Origin of the sequence: Streptomyces sp. NPDC005402 (assembly GCF_040606575.1) — a bacterium.
In the GTDB taxonomy this organism is placed as follows: domain Bacteria; phylum Actinomycetota; class Actinomycetes; order Streptomycetales; family Streptomycetaceae; genus Streptomyces.
This window is the reverse complement of sequence record NZ_JBEXFB010000072.1, coordinates 1-1,738: the sequence shown is the minus strand read 5'-3', so window position 1 is coordinate 1,738 and position 1,738 is coordinate 1. Positions and strand designations below refer to the sequence as shown.

General features: G+C 64.6%; 1 pseudogene. It reads left to right on the top strand.

Going from position 1 to position 1,738, the window contains the following annotated elements:
* Nucleotides 1-1,383: 1,383 nt before the first annotated feature.
* A pseudogene (locus tag ABZT02_RS46095) lies at nt 1,384-1,641 on the top strand (site-specific integrase); the annotation flags it as partial.
* Nucleotides 1,642-1,738: the final 97 nt, after the last annotated feature.

The window sequence follows — 1,738 nt, the reverse complement described above, 5'->3', positions numbered from 1 at the left end:
CACCACCACCGACAACGACTGAACCAACCGAACCGAAGACACCCGGGTCAGATTCCACCTGTCCAGACTGGGTCCAGGTTCAGCCGCCGCCGACAACCAGGCGCATGGGCCAATGTTGCCGGACCGTGACGAGCCGACCAGTTCTTAGCGCGGGAGTCCCGCCGTTGGCCGAGCTATTCGGCCGTTCGCCGGAGCACATACGGCAGTCAGGTGATCGCGCCATCCTCCCGCCCTGAAACGCTGCACGGCGCACGGGATTCACATAGGTTCCCGGCCATGTGGGACAACGTCGTAAGCGCAATTGTCGGCGCCGTGGCCGGCGCCTGCGCCACGGAAGCCCTGAACCTCCGACGCCACCGCCAAGAGAATCCTCCCATCCGTCTGGCCATCAGACCCACCGGCAACGCCAGTGAATACGTTTTGAGTAACAACGGATACCGCCCCGTGTACCTACTCACGGCCACTGTCGGCTGGGTACACGATGACGGAATTCCGCGCTCAACCTGCGCCGTCAAGACCTGGAAATCCCTGCCAGCGGGAGCGGAAGCACGCTTTCAGGTACCGGCCGAAAACGCTCGTTACGACGGAGCCGTCCTCTTTCTCATGTGGCGCGAGACGCCCGGGGCCACGGCTGCACGGCACTTGGAATCGTTCCCCCTATAGGGCGGCCGAGTCTGCTGCCTGTGATTGCACCCAGCCACTGAGGACGGCAATCCAGGCGGGGCAGCAAACCCTCCCGCCCCGCCTGGATTGCCGTCCTCGGGGCCTTCCAAGGGGTGGACGGCAGGCTTGGGTGAGTACCGCCGGGCCCGTTCCGCTCTCGCGGCTCACCACGGCTCTTCAGCAAGGGGCAGACGGTCGTCCGTACCACGATCCTGCCCCCGCCTGAAGAGCCTTCCTTCTCTCTTACTAGAGAGTTGAGGGAAGACAGCGTCCGCAGCGTCCGCCGGGCGTCGCTCACCCCATCTGACCTGCACTTTTCCTGTGGACGCTAAACAAAATGTTTAGCGTCCACTAGCGTCCGCAGCGTCCGGTCACGCTCTGCTCCTAAGAGTCTCTTTTCGCTGGTCAGGGCGGCTCTTAGGAGACGGCGAGGTGTGGACGCTGCGGACGCTGAACACTCCGAAACGACGAAGAGACCACCCGGCGCGTCGGGGGGTGGCCTCTTCATTCCTTGTACGGCGCCGCCAGGTAGAGGGGGCCTGGCGTGCACAACCAAGAGGAGCACGCTCCGCCGTGGTGCTCTTCTTGCTCGTTGTGAGGGCCGTCGGAGTGATCAGCCCCCTAGCAAGTAGCGGGGCTCGGTCCAGCACACCCCGAAACCGGCCTGACGCAGCCACCAGGCCCCGCCGCGCCCTGCTACCGAGAAGGGAGTCAGCCCCCATGGCTGGCCACATCCAAGACCGCTGGTTCAAGACCATCACCGACGCCGATGGCAAGCCCGTCCGCGTCAAGACCGACCGGCACGGCACGGGCCTGCGCTACCGGGCCCGCTACGTCGGCCCCGACGGAACCGAGAAGTCCAAGAGCTTCCCCGACGGACAGAAGCGCATTGCTGAGAAGTGGCTCACGAAGCTCGAAGCTGACATGAACAGCGGCGACTACGTGGACCCCCGGCGGGGCAAGGTCACGTTTCAGCAGTAGGGACTGCTGCATGATCGGGTGACAGCGGGGTTTATGCAGCCAGAGCTGCGGGTGGGGTCATGATGGTCTCGTACTCGACGGGGGTCAATCGGCC